General features: G+C 69.9%; 22 protein-coding genes and 1 pseudogene. 9 read left to right on the top strand and 14 right to left on the bottom strand.

Going from position 1 to position 18,695, the window contains the following annotated elements; genetic code table 11:
- Positions 1 to 157 precede the first annotated feature (157 nt).
- The 3 genes from WME76_RS47390 to WME76_RS47380 all read right to left on the bottom strand — a co-directional run bounded on the left by WME76_RS47390 (position 158) and on the right by WME76_RS47380 (position 2,831).
- Positions 158 to 535: a hypothetical protein gene (locus WME76_RS47390; RefSeq protein WP_437962813.1), complete on the bottom strand. Its 378-nt coding sequence runs from the start codon at positions 533 to 535 to the stop codon at positions 158 to 160.
- Between the two features lie 422 nt (positions 536 to 957).
- Positions 958 to 1,887 (bottom strand): hypothetical protein, encoded by a 930-nt coding sequence (locus WME76_RS47385; RefSeq protein ID WP_437962812.1) that lies wholly within the window; start codon positions 1,885 to 1,887, stop codon positions 958 to 960.
- A complete protein-coding gene (locus WME76_RS47380) occupies positions 1,860 to 2,831 on the bottom strand; it encodes a DUF455 family protein (RefSeq protein ID WP_437962811.1) in 972 nt (323 codons plus the stop codon). Before WME76_RS47380 ends, WME76_RS47385 begins: the two co-directional genes overlap by 28 nt.
- Before the next feature lie 257 nt (positions 2,832 to 3,088).
- Between WME76_RS47380 and WME76_RS47375 the strand changes: the two genes are divergently transcribed.
- The gene (locus WME76_RS47375) at positions 3,089 to 3,418 is read left to right on the top strand and encodes a DUF2325 domain-containing protein (protein WP_437962810.1); all 330 of its coding nucleotides are present in this window, start codon (positions 3,089 to 3,091) and stop codon (positions 3,416 to 3,418) included.
- Between the two features lie 485 nt (positions 3,419 to 3,903).
- Positions 3,904 to 4,251 carry a DUF2325 domain-containing protein gene (locus WME76_RS47370; protein WP_437962809.1) on the top strand — a complete coding sequence of 116 codons (348 nt, stop codon included), beginning with the start codon at positions 3,904 to 3,906 and terminating at the stop codon, positions 4,249 to 4,251.
- 27 nt (positions 4,252 to 4,278) lie between these two features.
- On the opposite strand, the gene WME76_RS47365 is transcribed toward WME76_RS47370, so the two are convergent.
- Positions 4,279 to 4,497 carry a hypothetical protein gene (locus WME76_RS47365; protein ID WP_437962808.1) on the bottom strand — a complete coding sequence of 73 codons (219 nt, stop codon included), beginning with the start codon at positions 4,495 to 4,497 and terminating at the stop codon, positions 4,279 to 4,281.
- Positions 4,498 to 4,978: 481 nt separating this feature from the next.
- Between WME76_RS47365 and WME76_RS47360 the strand changes: the two genes are divergently transcribed.
- Positions 4,979 to 6,865, top strand: a complete 1,887-nt coding sequence (locus WME76_RS47360; protein WP_437962807.1) for a thrombospondin type 3 repeat-containing protein — start codon at positions 4,979 to 4,981, stop codon at positions 6,863 to 6,865.
- Between the two features lie 52 nt (positions 6,866 to 6,917).
- Here the strand turns inward: WME76_RS47360 and WME76_RS47355 are convergent, their stop codons facing one another.
- Complete coding sequence (locus WME76_RS47355; RefSeq protein ID WP_437962806.1) at positions 6,918 to 7,526, bottom strand: PH domain-containing protein; 609 nt, start codon at positions 7,524 to 7,526, stop codon at positions 6,918 to 6,920.
- Between the two features lie 228 nt (positions 7,527 to 7,754).
- Between WME76_RS47355 and WME76_RS47350 the strand changes: the two genes are divergently transcribed.
- Positions 7,755 to 8,327: a hypothetical protein gene (locus tag WME76_RS47350; protein WP_437962805.1), complete on the top strand. Its 573-nt coding sequence runs from the start codon at positions 7,755 to 7,757 to the stop codon at positions 8,325 to 8,327.
- A gap of 362 nt (positions 8,328 to 8,689) precedes the next feature.
- Here WME76_RS47350 and WME76_RS47345 read toward each other — a convergent pair whose 3' ends face one another.
- The 4 genes from WME76_RS47345 to WME76_RS47330 form a co-directional block, all read right to left on the bottom strand.
- A complete protein-coding gene (locus WME76_RS47345) occupies positions 8,690 to 9,595 on the bottom strand; it encodes an SDR family oxidoreductase (RefSeq protein WP_437962804.1) in 906 nt (301 codons plus the stop codon).
- Positions 9,596 to 9,903: 308 nt separating this feature from the next.
- Positions 9,904 to 10,209 carry a transposase zinc-binding domain-containing protein gene (locus WME76_RS47340; RefSeq protein WP_437962803.1) on the bottom strand — a complete coding sequence of 102 codons (306 nt, stop codon included), beginning with the start codon at positions 10,207 to 10,209 and terminating at the stop codon, positions 9,904 to 9,906.
- A gap of 222 nt (positions 10,210 to 10,431) precedes the next feature.
- Positions 10,432 to 10,773 (bottom strand): hypothetical protein, encoded by a 342-nt coding sequence (locus tag WME76_RS47335; RefSeq protein ID WP_437962802.1) that lies wholly within the window; start codon positions 10,771 to 10,773, stop codon positions 10,432 to 10,434.
- An 8-nt stretch (positions 10,774 to 10,781) separates the two neighbouring features.
- Positions 10,782 to 11,378 carry a CAP domain-containing protein gene (locus tag WME76_RS47330; protein ID WP_437962801.1) on the bottom strand — a complete coding sequence of 199 codons (597 nt, stop codon included), beginning with the start codon at positions 11,376 to 11,378 and terminating at the stop codon, positions 10,782 to 10,784.
- 367 nt (positions 11,379 to 11,745) lie between these two features.
- Between WME76_RS47330 and WME76_RS47325 the strand changes: the two genes are divergently transcribed.
- The gene (locus tag WME76_RS47325) at positions 11,746 to 11,964 is read left to right on the top strand and encodes a hypothetical protein (protein WP_437962800.1); all 219 of its coding nucleotides are present in this window, start codon (positions 11,746 to 11,748) and stop codon (positions 11,962 to 11,964) included.
- Positions 11,965 to 12,018: 54 nt separating this feature from the next.
- Here WME76_RS47325 and WME76_RS47320 read toward each other — a convergent pair whose 3' ends face one another.
- Positions 12,019 to 12,450 carry a hypothetical protein gene (locus tag WME76_RS47320; protein ID WP_437962799.1) on the bottom strand — a complete coding sequence of 144 codons (432 nt, stop codon included), beginning with the start codon at positions 12,448 to 12,450 and terminating at the stop codon, positions 12,019 to 12,021.
- 144 nt (positions 12,451 to 12,594) lie between these two features.
- Between WME76_RS47320 and WME76_RS47315 the strand changes: the two genes are divergently transcribed.
- Positions 12,595 to 13,011 carry a hypothetical protein gene (locus WME76_RS47315; RefSeq protein WP_437962798.1) on the top strand — a complete coding sequence of 139 codons (417 nt, stop codon included), beginning with the start codon at positions 12,595 to 12,597 and terminating at the stop codon, positions 13,009 to 13,011.
- A gap of 44 nt (positions 13,012 to 13,055) precedes the next feature.
- On the opposite strand, the gene WME76_RS47310 is transcribed toward WME76_RS47315, so the two are convergent.
- A complete protein-coding gene (locus tag WME76_RS47310) occupies positions 13,056 to 14,429 on the bottom strand; it encodes a cellulose binding domain-containing protein (protein ID WP_437962797.1) in 1,374 nt (457 codons plus the stop codon).
- 364 nt (positions 14,430 to 14,793) lie between these two features.
- On the opposite strand from WME76_RS47310, the pseudogene WME76_RS47305 reads away from it, so the two are divergent.
- A pseudogene (locus WME76_RS47305) lies at positions 14,794 to 14,907 on the top strand (ABC transporter substrate-binding protein); the annotation flags it as partial.
- A 55-nt stretch (positions 14,908 to 14,962) separates the two neighbouring features.
- On the opposite strand, the gene WME76_RS47300 reads toward WME76_RS47305, so the two are convergent.
- The gene (locus tag WME76_RS47300; RefSeq protein WP_437962796.1) at positions 14,963 to 15,439 is read right to left on the bottom strand and encodes a hypothetical protein; all 477 of its coding nucleotides are present in this window, start codon (positions 15,437 to 15,439) and stop codon (positions 14,963 to 14,965) included.
- A gap of 369 nt (positions 15,440 to 15,808) precedes the next feature.
- On the bottom strand, positions 15,809 to 16,189 hold the full coding sequence (locus tag WME76_RS47295; RefSeq protein ID WP_437962795.1) for a cupin domain-containing protein: 381 nt from the start codon (positions 16,187 to 16,189) through the stop codon (positions 15,809 to 15,811).
- 281 nt (positions 16,190 to 16,470) lie between these two features.
- On the opposite strand from WME76_RS47295, the gene WME76_RS47290 reads away from it, so the two are divergent.
- The gene (locus tag WME76_RS47290) at positions 16,471 to 17,385 is read left to right on the top strand and encodes a LysR substrate-binding domain-containing protein (RefSeq protein WP_437962794.1); all 915 of its coding nucleotides are present in this window, start codon (positions 16,471 to 16,473) and stop codon (positions 17,383 to 17,385) included.
- A gap of 44 nt (positions 17,386 to 17,429) precedes the next feature.
- Here the strand turns inward: WME76_RS47290 and WME76_RS47285 are convergent, their stop codons facing one another.
- Positions 17,430 to 18,092 (bottom strand): glutathione S-transferase family protein, encoded by a 663-nt coding sequence (locus WME76_RS47285; RefSeq protein WP_437962793.1) that lies wholly within the window; start codon positions 18,090 to 18,092, stop codon positions 17,430 to 17,432.
- 92 nt (positions 18,093 to 18,184) lie between these two features.
- On the opposite strand from WME76_RS47285, the gene WME76_RS47280 reads away from it, so the two are divergent.
- Complete coding sequence (locus WME76_RS47280; RefSeq protein ID WP_437962792.1) at positions 18,185 to 18,685, top strand: winged helix-turn-helix transcriptional regulator; 501 nt, start codon at positions 18,185 to 18,187, stop codon at positions 18,683 to 18,685.
- Positions 18,686 to 18,695 lie beyond the last annotated feature (10 nt).

The raw sequence follows: 18,695 nt of genomic DNA, 5'->3' as shown, positions 1-18,695 counted from the left end.
GTACTTACAGGGGTTCGCGCGCCAGCGTCAACCGCGCTGCGCCTCCGTGAGCTGCGCGCAGGGGTCGCGGCGCTGCCCGCGCGCCGCGCGGGGCGGGGAAGGGAGGCAGGCCCTCCCCGAGGGGCGGGCCTGCCGGCGCGATCGAGCGCGCCTCGGCTTACTGGACCTGGATCGTGAACTCGTCCGCGAGGCGGCCGTCCACGTCCTTGAAGTACGCGGTCGCGCGCTTCGGGTCCCCGTTCACGTTGAAGCGGATGAACAGGGCGCCGTAGTCGGCGGTGCCCGACATCAACGTTCCGTTCTTCACCCACTTGGGTTTGTAGTTCCCGGGGACGACGCCCCCCTCGCCGCGATCGCCCGGCGGGTAGACGCAGTACTGGTCCGGGCCGCACGTCGCGCCGCCGCACGACCCAGGCTCCTCGCCCGCGACGTCCGGCCCGCAGGCCGCGAGCAGCACGGCGAGGGCGGCGGCGCTCACGATCGCCGCCGCGCTGTGCCTTCCATCGAGCGCGCGTGTCGTCGCCGGTAGACTCATGTCGATTCCGCCTCTCGAACAATGTTGAAGAAGAGAGAATTGAACCACAGAGGCACAGAGGGCACAGAGGGAGAGAAGAGAGAGGAGAAGAGAAGCTCTTGTCCTTCTCTCTTCTCTCTTTTTTTTTCTTCTCTCTTCCTCTGTGCCCTCTGTGCCTCTGTGGTTTTTTTTTTTTTTCTCTCCTGAGATCGGGGGACGAACCTGGGCGACCGGCGACTGGCGCGGCGATCGGTCGCGTCTTGGTACAGCGAACGGGATGAAGACGACCGTCAGGACGCCAGGAGAGCTCAGGAATTCGTTTCCTGGCGCTCATGGCGTCTGGCGGTTATCTCGTTCCCGTCGGAGCTCCGCTATAGAGGAAGCGAGCGGCCTCTTGTGCAACAAGTCCGTGTCGTGAGGGGGCGAGGCCTCCGCGCTGCGTGTCAGTCGCGCTCCGGGCCATCGAGGTCGGGTCGCGCGCTGCCCATGCCGATGGCCCACGCCATCGTGTAGCGCGCGTTGATCTCGCACCGCGGGTTCCAGCGCAGGGCGCCGCGCTCGTCCTCCCAGCGGAAGGCGTCGATCCCGAAGGGGCCGAAATAGCCCGCGCCGGCGAGCGCCTCCCCGGCCTCGAGCGCGGCCTCGACGAGCCGACGGCGCTCGCCGCCGTCGAGATCGCCCTCGCCGGCGAGGGCGGCCCCCAGGTAGGCGCCGTTGCCGTCGCAGCGCTGCACGCACGGGGCGCCGAGGCGCACCGCGCCGCCGCGGGCGACGTGGCCGTGCAGCGAGAAGTCGCCGCGGCGCTCGACCCAGGGCTCGACCTGAAGGCCGCCGTCCGGGGAGGCGGGGGCGAGCGACGCGACGGCCCAGGGGCGCGCGTCGGGCGGCAGGACGCCGCGGGCGACCCGGCGACGGCCGCGCCCCGCGAACCCGAACGGGCGCTTGAGCAGCCAGTGACCCGACGGCGTCGGCGCCGCGATCGCGGCCTCGAGCTCGGGGAGCGTGGCGACGTAGCGCGCGCCCGGGAGCGTCTGGCCGAGATCCGCGCAGAACCTCCGGTGGTTGACGCGGCGGAGCACGTCGAGCGGCGGCGCCTCCGCGGGGGTGACGCCGGCGCGGCCGAGGAGGCGCCGGGCGCGGGGCGTGGGGCACCACGCGCGGCCGATGAGCGGGGTCCCGGGGGGCGCCAGCGGCACGAGCGGGGAGGGGAGGGCGGGGCTGAGCACGACGTCGCCAGGGCGCAGCAGGGCGGCGACCCGGCCGGCGAGCTCGAGCGCCCGGGCGGCGACCGCGGCGCGCGGGGTGTAGCCCGCGGGGCGCGCCAGCTCCTCGTCGGCGTCGAAGTTCAGGACCCAGGCGCTCGCTCGGTCCATGAGGCCAGCGCGTCGAGGAAGGACTCGGTGAGGCCCGACCGGCTGCGGTCGCGGCGGTTCATCGGCTCGCCCCGCATGAGCAGCGGCGAGAGGGGCGCCGGGATGTGGCGGACCCAGGTCTCGAAGTCGACCGTCCCGGCCGGCGCGGCAGCGCCCACCCCCGGCGGCGCGCCTTCGCTCGGCCCGGGCGGCGCGGCAGCGCTCACCCCCGGCGGCGCAGCTTCGCCCGGCCCCGGCGGCGACGCATGCCCGGCGCCCGCGCCCGCCTGCGTGAAGCGGCGGAACCAGCGGACACCGAAGCGCACGTGCGGGATCTCCTCGGCGCAGACCCGCTCGGTGAGCGCGGCGCCCTCGTCGTCGCCGATGGCGCGGAAGCGCTCGGCGAAGCGCGCCGTGTGGTCGAGGTTGCCACCCTCGAGGCCCATCCCCATCACGGCCACGAACTGCGCGGGCGACGCGGCGGCGGGCACCCGCGACCAGAACCAGTCGCGGACGGGGAAATCGCCGAAGCTGTGGCCGATCGCGGCGAGATAGCGGGCGTAGAGCTGCATGTGGCGCACCTCGTCGAGGGCGATCCGGACGAGGCCGCCGCGGAAGGCGCGCGGCGTCTCCGGGAAGGCGAGCAGCGCCCACGCCATGAGCTCCGCGGCCTGGAGCTCGTGGTGCAGGAAGGCATGGAAGAGCTGCGCGCGGCGCGCGGGGTTGCGCAGCGCCTCGGGCCCGGGGCTCTTCTGGGCGCGCGCCGAGATGCGCAGCGCGGCCGGCCGGCCGGGGCGCTCGAGGCGGCGCGGCGGGGGCGGCGCCGTGTCCGACTCCCAGGCGGACGGCACGGGCGGCGGAGCGAGCTTGTGCTCGAGGTCGGTCGAGAGGACGTAATCCCAGGCCCAGCGCTCGACGGTGCCCGGCGGAGGCGCGTCGCTGGGCGGTGCAGAGAGAGACGGCATGGCGCGGCAGGGCAGGGCGGCGCTGCTCTCCTACCACAGCTCGGACGGGCCCGCGCGCGCCCGCGCAGCGCGGCCCGCGACCGCCGCGCCGGGCCAGCGCTCGCCCGCGCCGCCGAGCGCTCGCGGCCGCCCTGTCACGTTGACAAAGGCGGCCGCGCCGAGACGACATTTTGCCGGGGAATAAACCAGAACATGGCGATTTGCGCGGGAGAAGACCAGCCGCGGAGGGTGGCTTACGGCTTGCTCTGAGGGATCGCATGAAGGCGGAGCGGCGTTCCCAGGCGGTCGACAGGAAGGGCGAGGAGCAGACGGTGCTTGTCATCGGGGGCAGCGGGGGCATGTCCAGCCGCTACCGCGATGTGGCCGAGAAGCACGGCTGGTCGCTGCGCCACTACGAGAACCGCGTGCCGCCGGGCGCGCGCCGCGGCGTGGGCAGGATCGCGCTGGTCGTGATCATGGTGACGATGGTGTCGCACGCGCTGCGCGACCAGATGCAGAGCCTCGCGGCGGAGGGCGCGCCCGTCGTGTACCTGCGCAGCGCCTCGGTCTCCGCGCTGCGGGCCGCCCTCGAGCAGCGGACCGGCTGACACCGGGTCAACCTTCCGCGCCCGGGGAGGATCGCCCCGGCGCCGACGGCCGACAGCGGCCGACAGCGGCCCCAGCCGCTTCCAGCCAACTCCTCTCCTCCCGCCTTCTCCTCACCAGCACCAGCGCGCCTGTCCCGGGTCGCCCCCGAGCAATCCCCTCGAATTCTTCGGAAAGTTCACAGGGAGGCGGGGAGGCGGGGAGGAAAATCTTCGAATCACTCCCCGCCTCCCCGCCTCCCTGTTCAATTTCTCCGCTGAAAATGGCTGCTCGATGAGGGGATTCCGGGGCGCCGGAGCCTGCGCCGAGGCGCGCGCCGTCGCGGCGCCCCCGCTCTCCATGTCACGGTGACAAGGACCTTCGCGTCGGGAGGACAAATTGCCCGGATCGGGCCGGGAATAGAGCGCAAACTCGATGTTTGCCCGGGAGATCGCGCGCCGCGGGGCGTGGCTCGCGCCTTGCTCAAGCCCCCTTCGAGGGAGATCGCATGAAGGCGGAGCGTCGTTCTCAGGCGGCCGACAGGAAGCGCGACGAACAGACGGTGCTTGTCATCGGGGGCAGCGGGGGAATGTCCAGCCGCTACCGCGATCTGGTCGAGCAGCACGGCTGGTCGATGCGCCATTACGAGAACCGCGTGCCCCCGGGGGCGCGCCACGGCGCGGGGAAGGTCGCGCTCATCGTCATCATGGTGACGATGGTGTCGCACGCGCTGCGCGACCAGATGCAGAGCCTCACGGCGGACGGCGCGCCCGTCGTGTACCTGCGCAGCGCCTCGGTCTCGGCGCTGCGGGCCGCCCTCGAGCAGCGCGCCGCGATCGAGCAGCGGGCAGCCTGAGCCGCCGCGGCGGGCGCCGCGCCGCCCTCAGCGCACGCCGACGAGCCGCTGCATCAGGCGCTGGAACTCGGGGACCGAGAGGTTGATGTGCTCGACGACACGGCCGTAGAGCGTGGCCGTGGGCACGTTCCGGCCGCCGAACTCCCGCTCGAGCTCGGAGAGCTGCCAGAGGATGATGCGCTCGGCGCGCGTCAGGCCGTCGCGCACGTCCGGGAGATTGTCGTACGGGGATCGACTCGTGGACATGATCTGGCTCCGATCAGACCCGCGCCGCCGCGCACCGGCGCTCCGGCTTCCTCGCGCGCTGGCCCGATTCCATTTCCGCTTCCGGGCGCGGTGGTAGCGCGTCGCGCGATCGCCGTCGAGCCGCCGCGGGCCGGCGAGCACGCCGCGCCGCCGAGCCCCGGGCAGGCCGCGAGCTCGCACGGCCGGCCCATGACCTCCGCCGGGGGCGTGCCCCGCGCCGGCGTCAGAATAGTGTCGCTGGAATCTTGAGGGCCCTCTGCGGCGGCGGAGCCATGGGCGCCCGCGGTCACGTCCACGCAGGACGACCGCAGGGTTGAGATGTGGTGACGCCTCGCCGCATGTCCCTGGATGTGCCCCTCCGGTGACGGCAGCCGTGATAGCCGTGTAGATCGGGAGACCAGCGCGAGGCTCGGCCCCCGTGCGCTCCGGTCGGGCGCACCGAGACAGAGGAGGAACCATGCGCCGTACTGGCAAAGCTGGCTTGTTCCATCCACTTGGCCTGTTGCTGGGCTGTGCGCTGCTCCCCGACGCCGCGCGCGCGGCCACCACGGGGATCGCGTACACCCTCAGCCACGCGGGCTGCGGCGCGAACGGCTTCGCGCTGTACATGAACGGCGCGCTGCTCTGCAGCGCGACCCCCGATGTCGGTCAGACCGACGGCGATGGCGCCGGCATCGGCGACGCGTACCAGGTCTGCGCGTCGGCGCCGTCCGACATCGATGGCGACGGGGTCTGCGACGCGATCGACAACTGCGTTGTTCAGATGAACCCCGACCAGGCAGACGGCGACGGCGACGGCGCCGGGGATGCGTGCGATGCCTGCGTTGGGTGGGGCCAGTACGACAACGACGGCGATGGGCTGTGCAACGAGGCGGACGGCTGCGACGACGATCACGACCCGGACCAGCGCGACAGCGACGGCGACGGCACGGGAGACGCGTGCGACGGCTGCCCGACCACGCCGGACCCCGCCCAGAAAGACCGCGACTACAACGGCATCGGCGACGCGTGCGACGCCTGCACCGCGGCCGGATCGTCGGACGTGGACGCCGATCGGGTGTGCGCGCCGGACGACAACTGCCCTCACACCCCCAACGCGGACCAGGCGGACGGCGACGACGACGGCGTGGGCGACGCGTGCGACGCGTGCGCAGGGCCGGGCGCGTACGACAGCGACGCCGATGGCCTGTGCGACGGAGAAGATAACTGCCCTCACGTCGACACGCCGGACCAGAGCGACAGCGACGCGGACGGGGTGGGCGACGCGTGCGACGACTGCGCAGGGCCGGGCGGGGGAGAGCGCGACGCCGACGGCATCTGCGACGAGATGGACAGCTGCCCTGACGCCCCCAACGCGGACCAGGCGGACGGCGACGGCGACGGCGTGGGCGACGCGTGCGACCGCTGCGCGGGGCCTGGCAGGTGGGACGGCGATTCCGACGGCGCCTGCGACGAGGTGGACAACTGCGGTAACCCCAACCCGGATCAGGCCGACAGCGACGGCGACGGCGTGGGCGACGCGTGCGACCACTGCGCGGGGCCGGGCGAGTATGACCGCGATTTCGACGCCGTCTGCGACTCGGTGGACAACTGCTTTCGCCAGGACAACCCGGACCAGCGCGACAGCGACGGCGATGGCCTGGGCGACGCATGCGACAACTGCCCGGCGACCCCCAACCCCCGCCAGGAAGACAGCGACTGGAACGGCAGCGGCGACGCGTGCGACGCCTGCCCGGCGGTGGGCCAGGAGGACGCCGACGGCGACGGCGTGTGCGACGACGTCGACAACTGCGTGGTCGTCCACAACCCCGACCAGGCGGACGGCGACGCCAGCGGGCTCGGCGACGCCTGCGAGCTCGTGTGCACGACCGTCCAGCGCGGCGTCCACGGCCAGGTGGCGGACGCGACCCTCTGGCAGCGGTACCCGGACCACAACGATGGAGGCTCGTCGTACTTCCACACGGGCCTGAGCCGAGGCAGCCCGAAGGTGTCCCTGGTCCGCTTCGAGCTCGGCTTCATCCCGTCCGGCGCCACCATCACGTCCGCCACGTTCGGCGCGAGGCTCTACAGCTCCGGCGCGAACGAGATCCGGGCGCACCGCGTCGATGTCCCGTGGGACGAGCTCGCGGTCACCTGGAACAGCCTCGCGGGCAGCTACGACCCGGCGACCGAGGCGACGCTCGTCGGCGCGGCGGACGACGCGGCCACGGCGGACGTGACAGCGCTCGTCCAGGCGTGGGTCGACGGCGCGCATCCCAACCACGGCTTCCTCCTAGAGGAGGACCCGACGGCGCTCACCGCGTACCGCTCGAGCGAGCACGGCGTCCTCGGCGATCGTCCGTGGCTCGAGGTCTGCTTCACCCGATAGCGCTCCTGGTACGGCCTGGCGGACCCGGGCCGCCGAGCGCCGCGCCTCCGGCTCACTGCACGACGCCGAGCACGCGCTGCTGCCGCGCGAGCTCCGCCGCGTTCTTGATCGCCTCGAACAGCTCGCGCGAGGCCGGCAGGCCCCGGATCACGAGCTCGGGATCGCTCGCGTCGCGCGTGAACACGCGGATCTCGGCGATGTCGAGCAGCCGCTCCAGGAACGACTGGCGGAGATCGATGTCGTGCACCCGCCAGAGCTGCAACGTCTCGACCCGCCGGGTGAGCAGGCCGGCCTCGTAGTCGATGGTGCGGTCGGTGATCTTGTAATGGAGGCTCTTGCGCTTCCAGTGCAGGACCCCGAGCCACACGAGGCCCACCAGCACGAGCGAGAGCACGCCCGCCGCCACGTACGACCAGAACCACGCCTTCCAGCTCGGCGTCCCCTCGAAGATGACCCGCGCCCCGCCCGGCGAGGGGGCGAGCGCGCCGCCGGCGGGGGCGAGCGCGCTGCCGGCGGAGGCGAGCGCGCTGCCCGCCGGGGCGAGCGGCGCAGCGGAGGCCGCGGCGGCCACGGGCGCTCGCTCGTCGAGCATGCTGCCGCAGTAACGGCACTTGATCGCGGCGTCCTGGATCTGCTCCGCGCAGAAGGGGCACGGTTTCACGCGGGCGATTGTAGTACGGCGCGCCGCCGGGAAGCACGCGCGCCGCTCGGCGCCGCCGGTCGGCCGGGATGTGGTTTCGATCACGTTTGTGCGCCGAGGCGGACCGCGCCGGTGGTCGCCGCGGAGCTCCCGATGGGCGGCGATTGCATTCGCCGGTGACCCTCGTCAGGATCGGCCCCACATGGCACGCGACGCGCCTCCGTCAGGCCGCCCGGTGGAGTGATCTCGATGAGCAACGTCAAGGGCAACGCGCTGGGGGGGTTCAAGAGCTTCGTGGCCGCGCAGCACGGCGCCGCCGGCGTGGCCCGGTGGCTGGAGTGCCTGAGCCCGGAGGACGCCGCGCGCGTGGGCGGCATCGTCCTGCCGCACATCTGGTACCCGGTGAGCCTCTGGAACAGCCTCGTCGACCGCTACGTGGCGCTGTACGGGGACGGTCATCCGCAGTGCTTCCGGGCGGTGGCCCACGCCATCGCCGAGGAGGACCTGCAGCGGTTCTTCACGGTGCTGCTCAAGGCCGCGTCCCCCGAGACCGTGCTGCAGCGGTCCTCGTCGCTCTGGGAGCGCTACTTCGACGAGGGCACGATGGAGGCGACCTCGGTCGCCGCGAGGCGCTTCTCGGTCCGCCTCACCGCGTCGCGCCTCCCGGACCGCGGCCCCGGGCCGGTCACCTGCGCGGTGGGCGTCCCGGCGTGGCAGGAGCGGATCATGGCGCGCATCGGCGTCAAGGAGAGCCGCACCTTGCACACGCGCTGCCGCTTCCGCGGCGCCAAGGCGTGCGAGTTCGAGGTGACGTGGTCGTGAGCGGGGCCGGAAGGCGCGCGCGGCCGCGGAAAGCGCCTGCCCGCTCGTCGACCAGCTTCGCGCGTCAGGAACCCCGCCAGAGAAACCGGTCGATGCTGAGCGGTCGCCGGAAACAGTAGCGATTTTCATGGTTTTCGCCTGTTTCGCCCCCGAGGGCGGCTCCGGTGTGGCCCAACGGGGCGCCCTTCCGCCGCCGCATCGCCTGCGGTCAAGGGCCCGCGGCATCACCGATCGGGTCGGCGCCCGGCCCGGCGGCGCGGCGCCGAGAAATTGCAGAAACGACGTCCCCGAATGCCTCTGGAGTTAGCGACTCGGGGCTCCTTGCCTGACGGCGCTCCTTCACCCGCAATTTGCGCTCGCCCTCAAGCTTTTGTGCGCAAACGATTGACCAGCAAATCACCCTGAATGATTTGGTCTTTGAGTTGCGTCAACTCATCAACGTCCCAGTTGCAGCTCAAGTATCGGCCCTTGGCCCAATCAGCCTTGCCGGAGCAAAGCCAAACAGCGAACCCGGCTGGCAAATCAGGTTCGTCGATAAGGCCGGCGTGAATTTCCTTGGGCATGTTCTTCGCGAGCCCGGTGGAAACACCTCCTGGATGGATGGCAAAGCATTTGACACCCTCCTCGCCATGATCAACGTTGACGAACTCGCAAAGACGGTTGATCGCGTGCTTGGATGTCTGATAGTCCGACGCCGAAGGCGTTACCAGTTGAGCGCCGATGGAGGAGACGAGGATCAGATGGCCACCTGTTGATCCTGTGGCAAAATGCTTCTTGGTCGATTCGATAAGATATGGGATGGCAAATCGAATCACGTAATATGTGCCTTTTAGGTTGACTTCCCATGTCTTCCACCAGCTGGCTGTGTCAGACTCACCAATCTTCTTCCACTGGTCGAGATAGCCGGCATTCGAATCGACCACATCGATGCCGCCAAATTTGGTCACACAATCCATGATGGACGCCTTGACCTGCTCTTCGTCTGTCACGTCGCAGACCGAATATTCACACTGCGTCTCTGGATTCGCCTCGCTCACTCGTTCTTTTGTTGCTTTAAGCCCATTTTCTGACCTCGCGGTGATATAGATCGCTTTAGCGCCCGCGTGAGCGAAAGCCACCGCGGTAGCCTGACCAATACCCTGCGATGCACCGGTGATAAAAATGGCTTTGCCCGATGCGCTCCCGCTCAATGTAGTCTTGGGATCGAGGGCAGGGTATAGCGAGTGATGAGCCTTGACATCGAGAAACTGTGTTTGAATGGAAGACATGAGACTCCTTGTGTGTCTTATGCTGCTACAGTGTTTGAATGTCTATACGATCCCTGTCGTACGGAGCGGCGAGCCCGGGCGCCGATAGCGCGAGGACGATCTGTCCGTATTCGAGAGCACGGAACGCGGAGCGTGTCAACGCGAAGGAGACAGCGACGTCGAGGATTCTATAAGGTGCTTGAGGACGATAACCCGGCGATACGGGCGCGATCCATGCGATCGATGTGGGGGAGCGGGGGCAGTTGCCCGCGCGCGGCCGCGCCTTTATCGACGATCTGAGGCGGACGGTGAGGTTGAGCCAGGGCTCGCTAGGCGCGCTGGACGAGCACGCCGAACAACGCCCCGTCCTGGGCGAGCCTGCGCCGCCACGGAAACGGAAACGTCAACACCAACGGACGGTGCGCCACCTCGGGCAGGACGTCCTCGATCAGGTTCGCCGCCGTGGCACACATGCGTCGGCCCAGGCACGACGGGAAGAAACCGCGTCCTTTACAGCTGAAGGCCACCAGCCGACTCTCTTCGCCGCGCTCGCACCGGAGCCGCGCGAACCCGCGGCAGAGCAGCCCGCAGTCGAGGTAGGCTTCGAGCACAGGCCTGGTGCTTGCCGGCGTCACTTTCCGGATGCCTCCAGGGCGCTTCGGCACGCAACCGCCGCGCGCGGGCGATCCCAGTAGAGCCTGCGGGCACTGGCGAGCGGCAAGGCTCCGGCAGCGAGTCGACGCGAGCGGCGGGCTCGACGTTCGGCCCAAGCTTGCTCACCCCTCCGGTGCCACCCGCAGTCCGAGCAGCCGACCGAGCGCCTCGTGAACGACCCGGGCCCCCACCTCGTCCCCAGATCACCAGGTCGTCGCTCGTCCAGAACGACTGCGTCCGGTGGCTGAGCTCGGGCGCGCGCGGACGCCAAGGGCCTGCGCCAGCGCCTTGCCCACGTCCTCGGAGAGGCTCGCGCAGTGGCGGGCCGGCCACCCCGGGATCACGTCCGGAGCCTCGTGCCCCAGGGCGAACCGCTCCAGAAAGATGCGCCACGAATCCGCGAAGACGAAGCGCTCCCCCACGCCGTCGTCGGCGAGGATCGCGCCGTCGGAGGCCATGAAGCACAGGCCCCTGGAGAAGGCGCCGATCGGCACCAACCCGTCGCGGGGCAGGACGCCGCCCTCGATCTCGAGCGCGGGGCCCACCCGCGCTCTCAGCGCGTGAAGTTTTGGACGGCCCAGACTTTGCCGCTGCTCGTCGTGTGGAAGCCGCAGGCGACCTGGGTGACGGAGTCGTCGGTCATGTTGATGAAGTGGCCGTACATTTCGTAGCAGTCGCCGGTGCAGTCTGCGGTGGGTGGCGGGCCTTCATCCCACATCTGTTGCATGCACAGGCCGATGACTTGCTTGTTGGAGGAATAGCCAGGGCAGGAGTTTTGCGAGCCGCCGGGCTCACAGATTTTTGCTCGGATGCCGGCGTGAGCCATGTTGTGCTCGGCGTCGTATTTCGCCATCTCGTTGGCGCAGGCTTCGCCGTCTTCGCGGCGCTTGAGCGCCGGCAGGCAAGCGCACTGCGTGAGGAACTGGTTGATGCGATCGACGCAGTCTTGCGCGAGGTCGCCGGTGCTCGGCGGTGGGTCCAGCTTGCAGGCGAGGTTCTTGACGCAGGCACCGCCGCCGCCGGCTCCGCCGCTCGCCCCGCCGGCTCCGCCATTCGCTCCGCCAGCTCCTGCCGACGCTCCGCCGCTCGCCGTGCCCGCGCTTTCCGAGGAGCCGCCGGCTGGCTCGCCGCCCGTCGACGCTGCGTCCATCGCGGCTCCTCCTGTCGTTGCGCCGCCATTCGTCGCATTGCCGCCGGGGCTCGTCGCGCCTCCGTTCGGTTGGGTGACGCCGCCAGTGCCGCTCGTGCCCGGGGCGCCCGCGGCGGCGCCCCCTGCGCCTCCCGAGCCGCCGGGCTCGTCTGGCGAGCTGGAGCAGGCGAATGCGAACGCGAGCACGCTGAAGGAAGCGATACGCATACCCGCAACTGTGGAGCTGCTGCGACTGACCGATCAAGTAAAAAGAAAGATGATGCGAGGCGTTCGAAAATTCCGCTGTGTATGCCACGTTCGAGGGCGAGTACACGCTCCCGCTCGAGGCAGGCGCGGTCGAGCTGCGCGAGCTCGAGCTCGCCGGGCGGTGGGCGAGCAGAAGGTTTACCTCACGGAGCTGGAGTCCATCGTCGAGCGCTACGTGGCCTCGCTCGGCGAACGGAAGAGCGAGCTCGCGGGCGCCGAGGCGGCGAGCCACCACAGGAAGATCGCGGAGCTCGCGAGCGCTGAGCTCCCCGGGTACGAGCTCGCCTACATGATCGACTACGGGGTCTACGGGCTCGCGAACGCGGTCGCGAGCGAGTGAGCGCCTCCCGCGCGGTGCGGCGCGGCGCGGTCGATCAAGCGCGCCGCGCGCACCTCACCGGTAGATCGACTCCGAGGGGATGTCGACGTCCACCAGCGTGTCCATGCCGTCGATCACCTCGACGGACGGGACGCGCACGACGTCGCTCCTCGGGTCTCCGTCGAAGTCCTCGAGCCAGACATCGACGTCATGGTACCCCGCGTCGAGGCCGTCGAAGGTGACGCCGAATTCCTCGCAGTTCACGCGCGCCTTGTAGACGAAGCCCTCCTCGCTTTCGACGCGGACCGCGAGCAGATCCACGTCGTCGTCGGAGCACTGCCGCGCGTCGCTGAGGCCGTCGATCGCCGTCGTTACGGTGAGCGAGCCGCTCCCGAGGTCATCGACGTGATCATGGTCGTCGTCGCCATCGACGACGATGCATCCCGCGAGCGAAGCGGCGGCGAGCGTGAGGCCAGCGAGACCGGAGAGCACCTTCGAGAGTTTCATGGGGATCGTCTTTCCTTATCAAGCGAGGTCTGGCGCTGTCGCGCCGATGCCCATGTATTCAGCAAGCGCTATACCATCGGCGCGCGCGGCGCCGGGCGCCGGCGGCGCGCGCCGGCGCCGCCGGATGGCACCGCTGTTGCTGCGATGAACCTCATCGAGATGACCATGCCTGTCCTCGACCCTTCGTCGCCCGGAAACTCCGCGCATCCGCTGCGGCGCGGCAAGCTCGCCGCGCTGGCCACGCTCGCGCTCCTCGGCGGGACCGGGTGCGTGGCCGAGGTCCACACCAGGACCGTCACGCCTGCGCCGGCGACCGTCACGTACCAGGAGTTCGCGGTGGTCGAGGAGCCGGTCGTTCACATCGCCGAGGCGCCGGTCCACATCGAGACCTACCCCCGCGTGGTCTACCGCGGGACCTGTGTCTACTACGTGGATGGCCGCTGGTACTATCCGGCCCACCACGGCTCGGTCTATTCCGTTCGAGTCGATGATCTCGCGTCCCGGCTCCGGGCCGGCAAACACGCCGCCGGAGGCTGCGCCGGTCCGCGCCGGGACGAGTGATCATCGAGCATTCCGCTGCGCCGAGCGGAGATGCTTCACGGCGCTCAGGGCGTGGTGACGGTTGGCGTGTAGCTTGTGCCGGTCTTGTTCGCGCAGAAGCCGAACGAGGTCGTGGCTCCGGGCGCGAGGTTCGCATTCCAGCTCAGCGGAGTGATCTGATACTGACCGGCGGAAGTCGCCTGAAAGCTCCCGCTGTGGCTGCTCGTCAGCGTGGATTGATTCATCGCGAGCGACACGGACCAGGTGGAGATCGCAGTCGTGCCGCCGTTGTGAACCGCGACATCCGCGCAATAGCCCGTGCTCCAGTTGCTGGTCAAGGTGAGCGTCGCGGTCCACGGCGTCGTGCTCGCGCCGCACGGGATCTGGCTCGTCGACCAGGACGTGTTCGGATCGATGAAACACAGGTGCCAGGTCGAAGGCGGGCCGTTGAAGTCCGTCTCGCTCGGCGGCAAAAGGCTCGTCACGCCGTCGTGAACGAGGCTCGTGTCGATGAAGCCGAGCTGCGGGAACGGCTGGTCCTCGAGCGGAGAAAAGTTTTCGACGATCGGGCCCCACCAGCCGCAACCGGTCACACTGCAGTCTTGTTGCGGACCCGTGAACGCGTGCACGTACTCGAGATCCCACTGACTCGTGCAATAATTCCAGAACAAAACGCGGTTCTCCCAGCCGCTCGCGGTGGAGACGGTGGCATTGGCGTAGTACAGCGTCTCGTGGTTCACGCCGGCGCCGTCCGCCATTTGCGTGAGCTGGCAGGTGTTGTCGCTGAATGGTCGCGTCCAGATCCAGGAGGGCGCTGTCTGACCGCCCGCGCACGGATCGGTCGCCGAGCACGACCAGTCGAAAATGCCGATGTGATGCACGCTGGCCTCGCGGTACCAGCCGACGACCTCGACGGTTTTTTCCGTGCGATTCGTGGCCGTCGTGAACAAGTCCGCCGGTACGTCGAAGCCGAGACCCTCCGGATACACGATCATGTGTGTGTAGAGCGTCGATGATTCGGTTACGGGCAGCGCGCCGCTCTTGTAACTCACGCCCGCGCCGAGCCCGCCCGGCACGTGGTCGGGGATGCTCACGTGCGAGCGCGCCGCACGCGCCTCGGCGCGCGGCGCGGGCGGCGCGCCGTCCGCCGTACCGCGCAACGCCTTGAGATTGGGCGGCAGCCGCTCCGGCCTGCGCGCCGATCGCCGATCGCCGCGCTGCGCCTCAGCGCGGCGATCGGCGATCGGCGCGCACTGCTGCGTCTCCGGATTCTGCAGCAAACCGGCTGCGCAACGCCCGCCGCCTGCGAGCGCATGCGCCTCCGAGACGACGTCCGCCTCGCCGGATGCGTCCGCGCCGCACGCGAGGAGAACCAGGGGTGCCGCGAGGTACAATGAAGAAGAAAAGGCCGACATCATCGAAACCGTGACTCGTTGCATCGTCGCTCCTACTTCGGTCGACACACACTTTTGGTGAGCTCACGCGCAGTGAGCAGGCTGTACATTTCATGGCTCAACGGAGGGCCTGATTCCAATGAATTGGCATAATAACCCCCATGCAATAGATTCATCTCGCCATGAGCGACCCGGAACGTGCCGCGGCGGCGCGCCCCCGGCGCGCCAGAGGGGCCGCGTGCCTCGCGGCGCCTCCGGTCAGGCCGGGACGCCGACTCGGCCCCTCTCGTCCCGCCGCGCCTCCGGGTCATCGCCCGCGAAGACGATCTTGAAGACCACGAACGCGGCCCACGGCGCCGCCAGGTGGGCGCGCCGGGGGCGAGTACGCTGGCCGAGATCGAGGCGCGGCAGTCGCGCCGCTGCAGCAAGGGCCGACGCCCTCGGCCTGCCGTTCCTCTGCTCGTCAGCGGTTCTCGACGCGCTCACCGAACAGCCAACGGAATGGGTCGCGCGCGCAGTACCACCGACACAGCGGCGCGAGCGGCAGCGCTGACAGGCCCGCTGGATCGCGGCTGGCCTCAAGGCGCGTAGACGATGTCGCCGTCATCGAAGAAGCCGCCGGGGATCGAGACGCCGACCGCGCCGTAGTAGTTCACGTCAACGGCGTCGACGCCCGCGCCTGGGTTGCCCAGGTCAGAGAAGGCGAAGCGGTTCGCCGCAGCGAACGTGCCGCCCGAGCTCCAGCACGTGCCATGGCCATCGAAAGTCCAGCTCCCGCCGCTCACGGTGTGGGGACGGAAGCGCAGGTAGCGGCAGGTGACGGGGGCTTCGCCGGGATTGTGGATGATGATCGTGAAATGCCCCCTGAGCGAGCCGTCGGCCTGCTGGCTCACCGAGCCCATGAAGCTGGCATAGCCGCGCACGCCCCATCCGGAGAGCGTCGGCAGCGGCCCGGCCGCCGCAGGGGACGTGAACGCTGTAACGGCCAGGCCGGCGGCCATCGTGAGCGACAGGACGAGGGAGCGGGTCTTGTGGGTCGTGTTCGTGGGCATCATCGTCTCTCCTTGATCGTTGCAGCAAGTCTCGCGGGCGGCTTCCTTCGTGCGGAGACCAGGCGGACACTGGCATGATGCGTACCAGGGCCCACGAGGGGAGCGGGTCGAGCGGGGAGGCTGGTTCAGCCGAGATCCTGGAAGGGGCGCGGCGCGAGGGACGCGGGTTGGAGGGACGCGCCTCCATGTCTGGTGGTGGCTCGCGGCACCACCGAGGGCGCGCGAGCCGTCGTGCCTTGGTGAGAGGGCGTCACAAGCAGCCTTCGCCCTGTCACGTCTCCCTGAAATTGCCGGCAAAGCACCGGATCACACCGCGGTGAAGGGCTCGCGGCATCACCGGTCCCACCGTACGGCCACAGAGCGCAGGCGTGTCTACTGGAGCCTGTGGAGCAACTCCGTGTCCTGGTCGCCCAGCAGGTAGGTGGCGATGAAGGTCGCGGGGGCCGAGCTGGAATCGTTGTCGAAGCGCTCGATGGGCGTGCTCGCGGGCTCGAAGATCGTCTGCCCTGCCGTGTAGTACCTGGCCGGTTGGCCTTTCACCTGAAACAGAATACGCCCTTCGGTCACATGGCAGACGACCGGACCGGGGTGCGTGTGCGGCCCGGCCCTGAACCCAGGGGGCAACGTCAGCCGCTGCACCTCGACGCGGGTCACGGCCTTCCCGCCCGCGACCGCGTGAGTCCCGAGCGAGGCGCGCTCCAGGACCGAGTCCCGCGTACATCCCGCGCCGGCACAGAGCAAGGCTGTCGCCATCGCGAGCGCAGCCCGGGAGAGGCGGCGCCCGCTCCCAGGGAGCGCTCTCCCCGGACGCCGCGTGCGACGATGGCTGTCGGCGAGATCGCGAGGGAGGTTCCCTTCGCGCAGCGGCGGCTCGCTATGCCGCGGTGAGACGTGAGCGAAACGCATGGAATGTGGGTCCTTGTGCTCTGTCAGGCGGCTCCGGCTCGCCTTGACGCCACCAGCATGACGGAGCACGATCGTGCTGAAAATCAGGAACTTTGGTACGGATAGTTCAGAAAAGCGGGACGTTTGGCATGCACCGCGTCACCTTCGATCTCGACGTGCTGCGCAGCTTCGTCGCGGGGGTGGAGCTGGGCAGCTTCGCCAGGGCGGCGAGCCGGGTGGGTCGGTCGACCTCGGCGGTGAGCGCTCAGCTCAAGAAGCTGGAGGAGCAGGCGGGCACGCCGCTCGTTCGCAAGGCCGGGCGCGGTCTCGCGCTGACGGAGGCGGGCGAGACGATGCTGGCGTACGCCCGCCGCCTGCTCGATCTGAACGACGAGGCGGCGGCCGCGGTCCGCGGCGTCGATCTCGAGGGCTGGGTCCGGCTCGGCCTGCAACAGGACTTCGGTGACGTGCTGCTCTCCGGGGTGCTGGGGCGGTTTTCGCGCGCCCACCCGAGGGTGCGGATCGAGGTGCGGGTCGCGCGCAATGCGGAACTGCTCGAGCGGGTCACGTCGGGCCGGCTCGATCTCGCGCTCGTGTGGGGCGACGGGATGGGGGCGCCGCATGGCGAGCGTCTGGCCGAGCTGCCGATGCGCTGGATCGGGTCGGCCGCGGGGGGCCCTGCGCGGGCCGGGGCGGAGGGCGAGTCGCTGCCGCTCCTGGCCATCGAGGCGCCATGCCGGTTCCGGGATGCCGCCGCGGCGGCGCTCGATCGCGCTGGCATCCCGTGGCGGCTCGCGTTCACCAGCCCGGACCTGGGCGGGCTCTGGGCCGCGGCGGCGGCAGGGCTCGGGTTCACGGTGCGCACGCCGATCGGCCTGCCCGCCGGCGTGCGCGCGCTCGGCCCCGGGGAGGCCGGGCTGCCGGCGCTGCCCGCGCTCCCCCTGGCGCTGCACCAGGCAACGGCGGAACCGGAGCTCCCGACCGCCCGCCTGGCGGCCCTCGTGGTGCAGGCGCTGCAACGTCCCGTCGAGATCGCTCGTGGAGTCCAGCCGATCGCCTCGTGACGCGAGGTAACGCGCAGCTGCGCCGGCGCTTGCGGCGCGAAGCGTCAGTCCCGGTCCGGCGCTCCCAGGGGGAAGAGCGGCCGGAACGGCCGCGCGTCCTCCACCGCGCGGGCGAAGGACGGGCGCGCAAGCAACCGCGCGCGGTAGGCGCGCAGCACGGGGAAAGCCTCGGAGATCCGGTGCGTCCAGTCAGCGTAGAACAGCGAAGGCGCGGCCGCGCAGTCCGCCATCGTGAAGTCCGCGCCAGCGGCGGCCCAGGTCCTGCCGGCGAGCTGCCCTTCGAGCCAGGCATAGGCGAGCTCCAGCTTCGTCGCAGCAAGGGCCAGTCCTTCCTGGCGCTTCACCGGATCACCCGTCAGCGCTCCGTCTACCGCGTGCTGCACCGGGCTCATGACGTGCAGGTCGAAGAAGCGGTCGAGAAAGCGCACGTCCAGCGCGGCCATCGGGTCTGCGGGCAGCAGGCGCGCTGGCCCGGGATGCATGAGCTGCAGGTACTCGATGATGATGCTGGTCTCGACGATGTTGCGCTCGCCGTCCACGAGCAGCGGAAACTTGCGCAGCGGCCAGCGCCGCAGCCACTCGGCCGAGTGCTGCGGGGTATCCGGCCCGAGGCAACGGAACTCGAAGGGGGTACCGCTCTCGTACAGCGCAATGAGTGCTTTCTGCGTGTACGAGGAGAAGGGATGACCGTACAGCACGAGCGACATCGTGGGGCTCCTGGTTCAGACCGATTGCATTTTGCAAGTGGTAGGGACCCTACCCCTACCGCTTGCAATATGCAAGTACTAGTCTCAGGAGAATGGCCGTGCCGCAGACAGGACGATCCGGCTGCCCGATCAACCTGACGCTCGAGCAGCTCGGCGACCGCTGGAGCCTGATCGTCATCCGCGACGTCATGTTCGGGAACAGGCGCAGCTACGGCGAGCTGCTCGCGCAGAGCGAGGAAGGCATCGCCTCGAACATCCTCGCAGACCGGCTGAAGCGCCTGACCGCGTCCGGCCTGCTGACGCGACGCTCCGATCCGAAACACCGGCAGAAGGGGATCTACAGCCTCACGGAAGCGGCCATCCAGCTCGTGCCGCTGCTCGCGCACATGGGCGCCTGGGGCCGCCGCCATACGCGCCCGAGCAGGGAGCTGTCCGTGCGCGCGGAGCTGCTGGAGAAGGGCGGCGCTCCGCTCTGGAACGCCTTCATGGACGAGCTGCGCCACCTGCATCTCGGCGCGCCGCGTCCGGCGCGCTCGGTGTCCGGCGAGCTGCAGGCCGCCTACGAGAAGGCACTGGCGCGCCGCGCCCGCTGAGGAAGCCCGT

It is taken from the genome of Sorangium sp. So ce119 (assembly GCF_051524405.1).
In the GTDB taxonomy this organism is placed as follows: Bacteria; Myxococcota_A; Polyangia; order Polyangiales; family Polyangiaceae; genus Sorangium; species Sorangium cellulosum_G.
This window is presented reverse-complemented; position numbering and strand designations above follow the sequence as displayed.

Excerpts from the sequence above, each read along its gene's own strand:
- WME76_RS47390 (WP_437962813.1), bottom strand. The coding sequence starts at position 535 with ATGAGTCTACCGGCGACGACACGCGCGCTCGATGGAAGGCACAGCGCG.
- WME76_RS47385 (WP_437962812.1), bottom strand. The coding sequence starts at position 1,887 with ATGGACCGAGCGAGCGCCTGGGTCCTGAACTTCGACGCCGACGAGGAG.
- WME76_RS47380 (WP_437962811.1), bottom strand. The coding sequence starts at position 2,831 with ATGCCGTCTCTCTCTGCACCGCCCAGCGACGCGCCTCCGCCGGGCACC.
- WME76_RS47375 (WP_437962810.1), top strand. The coding sequence starts at position 3,089 with ATGAAGGCGGAGCGGCGTTCCCAGGCGGTCGACAGGAAGGGCGAGGAG.
- WME76_RS47370 (WP_437962809.1), top strand. The coding sequence starts at position 3,904 with ATGAAGGCGGAGCGTCGTTCTCAGGCGGCCGACAGGAAGCGCGACGAA.
- WME76_RS47365 (WP_437962808.1), bottom strand. The coding sequence starts at position 4,497 with ATGTCCACGAGTCGATCCCCGTACGACAATCTCCCGGACGTGCGCGAC.
- WME76_RS47350 (WP_437962805.1), top strand. The coding sequence starts at position 7,755 with ATGAGCAACGTCAAGGGCAACGCGCTGGGGGGGTTCAAGAGCTTCGTG.
- WME76_RS47345 (WP_437962804.1), bottom strand. The coding sequence starts at position 9,595 with ATGTCTTCCATTCAAACACAGTTTCTCGATGTCAAGGCTCATCACTCG.
- WME76_RS47330 (WP_437962801.1), bottom strand. The coding sequence starts at position 11,378 with ATGGACGCAGCGTCGACGGGCGGCGAGCCAGCCGGCGGCTCCTCGGAA.
- WME76_RS47320 (WP_437962799.1), bottom strand. The coding sequence starts at position 12,450 with ATGAAACTCTCGAAGGTGCTCTCCGGTCTCGCTGGCCTCACGCTCGCC.
- WME76_RS47315 (WP_437962798.1), top strand. The coding sequence starts at position 12,595 with ATGAACCTCATCGAGATGACCATGCCTGTCCTCGACCCTTCGTCGCCC.
- WME76_RS47310 (WP_437962797.1), bottom strand. The coding sequence starts at position 14,429 with ATGCAACGAGTCACGGTTTCGATGATGTCGGCCTTTTCTTCTTCATTG.
- WME76_RS47300 (WP_437962796.1), bottom strand. The coding sequence starts at position 15,439 with ATGATGCCCACGAACACGACCCACAAGACCCGCTCCCTCGTCCTGTCG.
- WME76_RS47295 (WP_437962795.1), bottom strand. The coding sequence starts at position 16,189 with ATGGCGACAGCCTTGCTCTGTGCCGGCGCGGGATGTACGCGGGACTCG.
- WME76_RS47290 (WP_437962794.1), top strand. The coding sequence starts at position 16,471 with ATGCACCGCGTCACCTTCGATCTCGACGTGCTGCGCAGCTTCGTCGCG.
- WME76_RS47285 (WP_437962793.1), bottom strand. The coding sequence starts at position 18,092 with ATGTCGCTCGTGCTGTACGGTCATCCCTTCTCCTCGTACACGCAGAAA.
- WME76_RS47280 (WP_437962792.1), top strand. The coding sequence starts at position 18,185 with ATGGCCGTGCCGCAGACAGGACGATCCGGCTGCCCGATCAACCTGACG.